This is a genomic window from Deltaproteobacteria bacterium (assembly GCA_016874735.1).
In the GTDB taxonomy this organism is placed as follows: domain Bacteria; phylum Bdellovibrionota_B; class Oligoflexia; order Oligoflexales; family CAIYRB01; genus CAIYRB01.
In genome coordinates this window covers 1-7509 of sequence record VGTI01000101.1, presented here as the reverse complement: position 1 = coordinate 7509, position 7509 = coordinate 1, and the positions used below count along the sequence as shown (strand labels likewise).

The 7509-nt window shown below is 53.7% G+C and carries 7 protein-coding genes; 3 read left to right on the top strand and 4 right to left on the bottom strand.

Annotated elements, in window-relative coordinates; all coding sequences use genetic code 11:
• From FJ146_18730 to FJ146_18720, 3 genes are all read left to right on the top strand, one after another.
• Window positions 1-615, top strand: a 615-nt coding sequence (locus FJ146_18730) for a TolC family protein (protein ID MBM4254007.1), incomplete at its 5' end; no start/stop codon positions are given.
• A gap of 12 nt (window positions 616-627) precedes the next feature.
• Complete coding sequence (locus tag FJ146_18725; GenBank protein MBM4254006.1) at window positions 628-1638, top strand: efflux RND transporter periplasmic adaptor subunit; 1011 nt, start codon at window positions 628-630, stop codon at window positions 1636-1638.
• A gap of 72 nt (window positions 1639-1710) precedes the next feature.
• Window positions 1711-4872, top strand: coding sequence for an efflux RND transporter permease subunit (locus FJ146_18720; protein ID MBM4254005.1), 3162 nt, complete (start codon window positions 1711-1713; stop codon window positions 4870-4872).
• Window positions 4873-4927: 55 nt separating this feature from the next.
• Here the strand turns inward: FJ146_18720 and FJ146_18715 are convergent, their stop codons facing one another.
• From FJ146_18715 to msrA, 4 genes are all read right to left on the bottom strand, one after another.
• Window positions 4928-5860 (bottom strand): flagellin FliC, encoded by a 933-nt coding sequence (locus FJ146_18715; GenBank protein ID MBM4254004.1) that lies wholly within the window; start codon window positions 5858-5860, stop codon window positions 4928-4930.
• A 192-nt stretch (window positions 5861-6052) separates the two neighbouring features.
• Entirely contained in the window at window positions 6053-6700 is a 648-nt protein-coding gene (locus FJ146_18710) for a hypothetical protein (protein ID MBM4254003.1), read from the bottom strand.
• On the bottom strand, window positions 6697-7014 hold the full coding sequence (locus FJ146_18705) for a hypothetical protein (protein MBM4254002.1): 318 nt from the start codon (window positions 7012-7014) through the stop codon (window positions 6697-6699). Before FJ146_18705 ends, FJ146_18710 begins: the two co-directional genes overlap by 4 nt.
• A gap of 104 nt (window positions 7015-7118) precedes the next feature.
• Window positions 7119-7509 (bottom strand): peptide-methionine (S)-S-oxide reductase MsrA (gene msrA, locus FJ146_18700; GenBank protein ID MBM4254001.1); only part of this gene is annotated, 391 nt, incomplete at its 5' end.

Sequence of the window (7509 nt, the reverse complement as noted above, 5' to 3'; positions counted from 1 at the left end):
CTTAGGGGCGGTCTGCCTAAACTTGGCAATCCACCGACATTGGATAAAGCATTGACTATGGCCTTCGAAAATCGGCTGGAGCGTAAGCAGGCGGCACTAGGGGTGGTCCTGGCAGAGTATGGGAAAAAGTTCGCCTACACGAATTTCGTGCCAAGTGTGAATGCATTCGCTAAATCTGAGCGCACAATAGGTCAATTGCCATTGGGTGCTCAGGCTTTTCAGCACACTTACGGCATCACGGCGAGTTGGGATTTATGGTCGAATGGCTCGTCAACTTTTGCCGTACGTGAAGCGGCCCAAAATGCTGCGGCCGCAGAAGAAGGGCGTCGTAGTGTCGACAACATGATACGTCTCGATGTGCAACAGGCGGCCGCTGCCTTTGCAGCTGCTGAGGAATCGCTTACAGCCGCTAATCAGGCCGTGGCACAAGCAGAGGAAGTTTATCGCATCCAAGCTGTTCGGTTTAAGACAGGAGCGATTCTTAGCTCCGAATTACTCTTAGCGCAAAATGCGCGCGACGCGGCACAAGTACGTCTAGCCACGGCTGAGACGGATCTAGTCTTGTCAAACCTGAAAACCCAGAAGGCACTCGGATCCGAGTTGCCGCAATTATAGGAAGGATCAGTCATGAGGCAACTTTTCGTAGTTTATACTCTGACAACATCGGTGCTACTGATGCAGGCATGTACAAAGTCTGGTGGTGGCAAGGCTTCATTGCCGCCTAAGGGCGAGGTGGCTGCCGTTGTGACCCCTCCTGCTCCCCCTTCACCTGCTGAGCCCGCAGCTGCACCAGTGGCAGAGCCCGCAGCCGCACCAGTGGCAGAGCCCGCAGCAGCGCCAGTAGCGGAGCCAGCCGGCTCCCAGGCTGAGCCAGGCACAACGGTTGCGAAACCGACTCCGGGCACAGTTGCGCCGCAAGGCAGCAGTGGCGCCATCGACTACCGCTTGACTGGTCAAGTGTCGGCGCTGCGACGCTCCCAGCTGACGTTCCGCGTTGCAGGATTTATCAGCTCTGTTCTCCTCAAGCCAGGCACTAGGGCTAAACAAGGTGAGGTGATTGCGACCCTGGACGATCGTGATTTCCAGCTGCGCCTTGAACTTGCTAAGGCTCGTCGCGATAGTGCCGCTGTACAAGCGGCAACGGCTGAGAAGGAGTATCAGCGGGAGCAAGAACTAAAAAAAGCCAACGCATCTACCGCGAGTAGTTTTGACCGTATCAAATCCAGTTATGATGTATCCCGGGTAGCCCTGCGTCTTGCTCAACTCGATTTAGAGCAGGCCGAGTTGGCGTTTAAAGATACTAAGCTGACCGCTCCCTACGACTGTGTAGTTTCGACGCAGTTCAAGTTTGATGGCGAGTCCGTGCAGATGGCGCCACCATCGCCAGTAGTTGAGGTTTACGACACAGCCGAGCCTGAGGTGACTCTGTCAGCACCCGAGCGTCTGATGGGCCAGATCCAAAGTGGGACCAGACTTAAGCTTACCATTCCATCGGCGGGATTTGCCGGAGCTGGTGAGGTTCTGAGGATCGTACCCGTGATCAACGAAAGATCGCGTACCTTCCAAGTCACGGCAAAGTTCTCTTCTTACGATGCCAAAGTGGTACCAGGATCCTACGCCGAGGCGTCGATAGAATAATAGTTAGAATAATTTGTAGCAGCTATGAATCCCTAAATTTCTGGGAACAACTCAGCTTTATAGAGGTGTCCAATGGTCCTCTCGGAAGTGTCCATACGTCGACCGGTGTTTGCCACCATGCTCAACCTCGTGTTGGTGGTGTTCGGTCTTTTTTCCTTGCCTCGCTTACCGGTGGATCAGTTTCCTGAAGTTGATTTTCCGGTGGTGACGGTGTCGGTGGTCTACCCAGGCGCCGACCCCACGTCGGTCGAACAGCGGGTGCTGAAGCCGCTCGAGGATGCTGTAAACGGTCTCTCGGGTCTCGAAAAACTATCGTCGGTGGCCTACCCAAGTCTCGGGACCGTGGTGCTCCAGTTTAAGCTCGAGAAAAAAGTAGACCAAGCGGCTCAGGAAGTACGCGACAAAGTGTTTGCCGCCACGGCCAAGCTGCCGCCAGAGGCTAAGACTCCCGTGGTTCAAAAGCTCGACATCGGTGGAGCTCCCATTCTCAATATCGCTATGACTGGCGACAATATCGACTACGGCAAACTCTCGCAGGTAGCCAAAGATACCGTACTCCCAGCCTTGCAGCGCGTACCTGGAGTGGCACAAGTCCAGACTGCGGGGATTAGACCGCGCGAGGTGCAGGTCTATGTTAATCGGGATAAGCTCGCAAGTTTTGGGCTAACGCCGGCCGACATCATTCAATCTATCCAACAAGAGAACGCTGACGTGCCCGCTGGCAAAGTGCAGGATCCCAAAAATTACCTTTCCCTGCGCGTCAAAAATCGGGTGGCAAACGGTGCCGCCCTAGCCGCACTGCCAGTCATTGGTTCGACGCAACGTGGCCTCACCATCAGCGACGTGGCAGACGTTAAAGACATCATTGCCGAGGAGGATACGGCTAGTTTTGTCGATAGAAACCCGACGATACTTTTGAGTATCCAAAAACAAGCTGGCACCAGTACCAATACGGTTGCTGACGAAACCCGGGTAGTACTGGCCAAATTAGGTTCGCAGATTCCCGCCGGCGTAAAGCTGGAGGTGGTAACCGATAACTCCAAGTACATCAAGGGCTCGATCGATGCGGTAAAGTTGGACTTAGTCCTCGGTGCTCTTTTAGCCACGGTGATCGTGCTCATTTTCCTGCGCGACATGCGCATTACGATCATTAGTGCTTTGGCTTTACCGACGGCCGTCATTGCGACTTTTGCTTTTCTTGATTACATGAAATTTACCCTCAACATCATGTCGACACTTGGCCTATCGCTGTCGATCGGTCTTCTTATCGACGATGCCATTATTGTGATTGAAAACATTGCAAGGCACTTGTCCATGGGCAAGAGTGGGCCACAAGCTGCCAACGACGCCACAGCAGAGATCGGACTTGCCGTGCTTGCCACTACGCTGACGATCTGTGCGGTGTTTGTTCCGGTTGCTTTTATGGAGGGCATCATCGGTAGATTCTTTTTCCAATTCGGTCTGACGATCACCTTTGCTGTAGCGATCTCACTGTTCGTCGCCTTCACTCTGACGCCGATGCTGGCATCACGGTGGCTCAAAGAGGGCGCGGGCGAACACCATAAACCTGAGGGTGGCCTAGCCCTTAAAGCGTGGGAATTCATCGAGAGCGGATTGGGCGCCATCGATCGTTCTTACCGTTCCGCACTTATCTGGTGTTTGGACCACCGGGCGATCACGTTGGGCGCGGGATTTGCCACCTTTGTGCTCAGCATGGTGCTGCTAAAATTCGTGCCGGTTGCTTTCTTCCCCATTGAAGATAAGAGTGAATTCAGCATCAACTACACATTGGCTGAAGGTACGACCATCAGCGAGACCAAAACTAAATCCTTGGAACTAGTCGATGCTGTGAAAGCCTATCCCGGCGTCTCTCGTGTGGTAACGGCGATTGCTGCAGGATCAGAAAAAAAACCAAATAAAGCCGTGCTCAATGTGCAGCTTGTACCTAAGGATGAGCGGACCTTCTCGCAGTTTGAATTCATGGGGCGTATGCGCGAGGAATTACTGCCACGCTATGCCGTCAAGGGCGCTGAACTCGATGTTAGTGAGACCGGTGGAGCAGGCGGCGGTAAAGCTCAGCCGATCCAATATATCTTCAAATCAGACCGGTATGATGACCTCGCCGTCTTTACTGATAAAGTCGCCGACTTCTTGCGCCGTGAAGTGCCGGGCACGGTCGACGTAAGCACAAGTAAAGCAAAAGATCAGCGCGAGTTTAGGATCGAAGTGGATCCAGCGCGGGCGGCTGATGTCGGTGTCTCTGCAGCACAAATTGGTATGATTGTGCGCTCACTATTCGAGGGTGACAAGGTCTCTGAAATTGACGATCAGGGCAGCTCATTTGACGTGCGTCTACGCATTGCTGATCAGGACAGACTCACCGCTGAGGATTTAGGTAGTGTGACAATGATCAGTCGTCAGGGTCAGCAGCTGACTCTAGGCTCTATTGCGCGGATCATCCCATCGGTAGCGCCATCGGCCATATCCCGGTTTGACGGTTTGAGGCAGATCACCGTGCTTTCTAACTTCACGGGCAAGGACTTAAACGGCGCAGTTAGTAAGCTCAATGATTACCTAAAAACCAATATGCCAGCCACCATCACGTATACGCTCTCCGGTCAAGCCGACATCATGAAGTCGGCAATTACAGCGATGCTAAAGGCGCTTGGTTTAGCGGTGCTTTTGGTCTTTATGATTCTCTGTGCGCAGTACGAGCGCTACCTGGCGCCGCTGGTAATCATGGCGGCCTTGCCACTGTCTCTTACCGGGGCATTCGGTTCACTGCTGCTCACGGGGCAAGTCATGTCAGTGTATACGATGATCGGTATCATTTTGCTGATGGGAATTGTGACGAAAAACGGCATTTTGCTCATCGACTTTACGATGCAAAAAATTAGTGAAGGGCTCGACGTCAAGTCGGCGTTGTTGGAAGCTGGTCCTATACGTTTACGTCCTATTCTCATGACCACGTTTGCCGCTGGTGGTGGGATGATTCCCATTGCCATTGGCCACGGTACGGGTGGTGAAGCCCGGTCCCCTATGGGTGTCGCTGTCATCGGTGGTCTCTTGATGTCGACCTTGCTTACTCTAGTCGTTGTTCCTTGCGCCTTTAGTGCTATGGAAGGCGCGCGGACGCGCTGGCACCGCTGGCGAAGTCGTGCTACCGCCACTACGTCAGTGGTAGGCAAAACTCTCCCGAGGAGCGCAGGGGGAGGGAGCCTCCCCCTGCGTTAGATTAATGACTGAATAATCAAGACACTGGATACCAGTTTGGGTACAAAGTCCCAGCTTACATATTCTGCAGTAAGCCCAGAGCAATATTCGGCTGCTGGTTCGCCTGAGCCAGGACCGAGGTACCTGCTTGCTGCAGGATCTTGGCCTTGGTGTACTCGGCGGTTTCGGCCGCGAAGTCTGTATCGCGGATCCGGCTGCGCGCAGTATCCAAGTTCTCGACCGTCACACCCAAGTTGGAGATTGCAGATGTCATGCGATTCTGCACAGCGCCAAGATAGGCTCGATATTCGTTGACCGTGGTGATTGCCTCGTCAAGGCGACCGATACTCAATTGAGCATCACGCTTCTCGGAGATACCAGTCAGGTCTTCGCCTGCCATGGTCTTGTTGATGTTCAGAGAATTGTCCCCGGTCGAGAATGCATTCAGGGACTGCAAGTCTAGCCTGATGATGTTGACCGGGTTGCCTGCCTCAAGTGAGTCAGACTGGCGGTAGTAATCCTTGCCGATCTGGATCTCAAGTGGGAAGGCGTTTTCGCCCTCGTGCATGTCGTCAGCAATCGCTGTCTTGCCGACTAGCAGGCGTGTACCGTTAAACTCTGTCGAGTTGGCGATACGGTCAATCTCCGCCTTAAGCGCTTGGTATTCCTTATCGAGGAATCCTCGCTCACGAGTGCCGATCGTGTCGGATGCTGATTGAACCGCGAGTTCACGCAGGCGTACCAGCATGTTCGTGGTTTCCATCAAGCCGCCTTCAGCGGTCTGGAGCACCGAGACGCCGTCGAGGGCGTTTCGTTTCGCCTGATTCAGAGAGCGCACGTCAGCGCGCAAGTTCTCTGAGATTGCCAGGCCGGCTGCGTCGTCGGCAGCCTTATTGATGCGTTCGCCAGACGCTAATTTCGCGGCGGAGTTCGACAGACTATCCGTCGAGCTGCCGAGTCGGCGTTGCGCATTCAATGACGCAATGTTTGTGCGGATTCGCATACCCATAATCGTGACCTCCTGTCATTAATCTATTAGAGCGACATCATGTGCTCCTTAGTGCTCATCGTCGGTTGCCGGGCAAAGTTTAGCTCAATGACCCTGCGTTTTTTGCAACACCCTGAAATAATTGGTCTTAAAAAATTTTCAGCGTCGGCGTTTTCTGCCTAGCTCGGTGGCTGCATGGCCATGGGGCGGTCGTTAGCGATTTGCGGCGTAGTGAAGAAAGGCCTCAACAAGTCCATGTCCAAAGCTTAATTCACGGGCGTGAACATCCTGGGGCAGTTGGTGTTGACGCAAAAAAGCTAGAGTGGCCTCGGGGTGAGGCTGGAGGGTCCAAATGGGAAGTCGCTTATGCGAGAGACCGTCTATCGCCACGGCATCGCTCACCGCGATCACCTGCATGTCAGGCGGTACACGGGTCACAGCTTCGTTATGGGACACCATCAATTTGCCCTTGGCGGCTGGCCAAGGACCAGAGGCGATCATATCCAAAGTACGGCTACCCAGAAGTTTACGTTGGTCGGAGTACACATAATCGACCGTACCGCCGTACATAAATGCGAGCATTTGATGACCGTAACAAATACCTAGCGTCGGCACGCCGCGCTCAAGGTGCGGACGGAGCCAAGCCTCTAGCGCGAGCTGCCACGGCAGACGCTCATTGACACTTGAGGCACTGCCCAAGATAACCAGACCCTTCATGGTGACAGGGTCTTCTGCCTGGAGAGACTCAAGGCCGAACATCGCAGGCAGATGATAAGACATTGCCAACTTAGTTGTGCGCACCATGTTATTGAAAGCGTCCAGCTCTGGTGTCGCACGCGCTGGATCGATGACGACGATCATTTATGAGATGACTGCGGTGCGGCTTGAGGATAGACGTGCGCATCTTTACCGGAAAGTTGCGGAATCGTCTTTTGCGATAACTTATCTTCAAACGCACAGGTCGTTACTAATTCATCACCGAGCGTGGATGTCTTGATGAGGTTCTCTTCCCGCGCCAGTTTAACCGGCGGGTGATTGTCTGCGGCGTAGACCGTGATATCGCAGTAAGGGCACTTGACCTCAACCTTAGCCTGAGGGGTCGCCTCATCATCAAAGGTGATGTGGAAGCGACGCGCGCACACGGTATTATCGACCAGTAGTTTCTTGTAAGACATCACTCACCTTAATAACGTTGAGATATGGTAGTGGGTGGGTCGCAAACCCGCCAAATGATAGTACCTCTAAAGTCCCTCAGTCTAGGTCAACTCGCGCGTCAAGACTAGTCCCTAACGAAATGGCAGGTGTAACCACCAGGATTTTTGACCAGATATTTTTGATGATATTCCTCTGCCGTGTAAAAGGCACTGGCCTTGGCGATCTCGGTGACCACTGGCTTGGGCCACTTGCCAGAGGCATCAACTTTGGCCTTAACGGCCTCGGCCGTTTGGCGCTGGGCGTCGTCATGGAAAAAAATGGCGGACCGATACTGCGTGCCGCGATCGTTGCCCTGGCGATTCAGTGTCGTCGGATCATGCAGACGGAAGAAAAAGAGCAGCAAATCCTGATAGCTTAATCGACTGGGGTCAAAAATGATTTCGATAGCTTCGGCGTGTCCGGTACTGCCGGTCTTGACGTCCTCATAACGAGGGTTCGCCGTGTGGCCTCCGGTA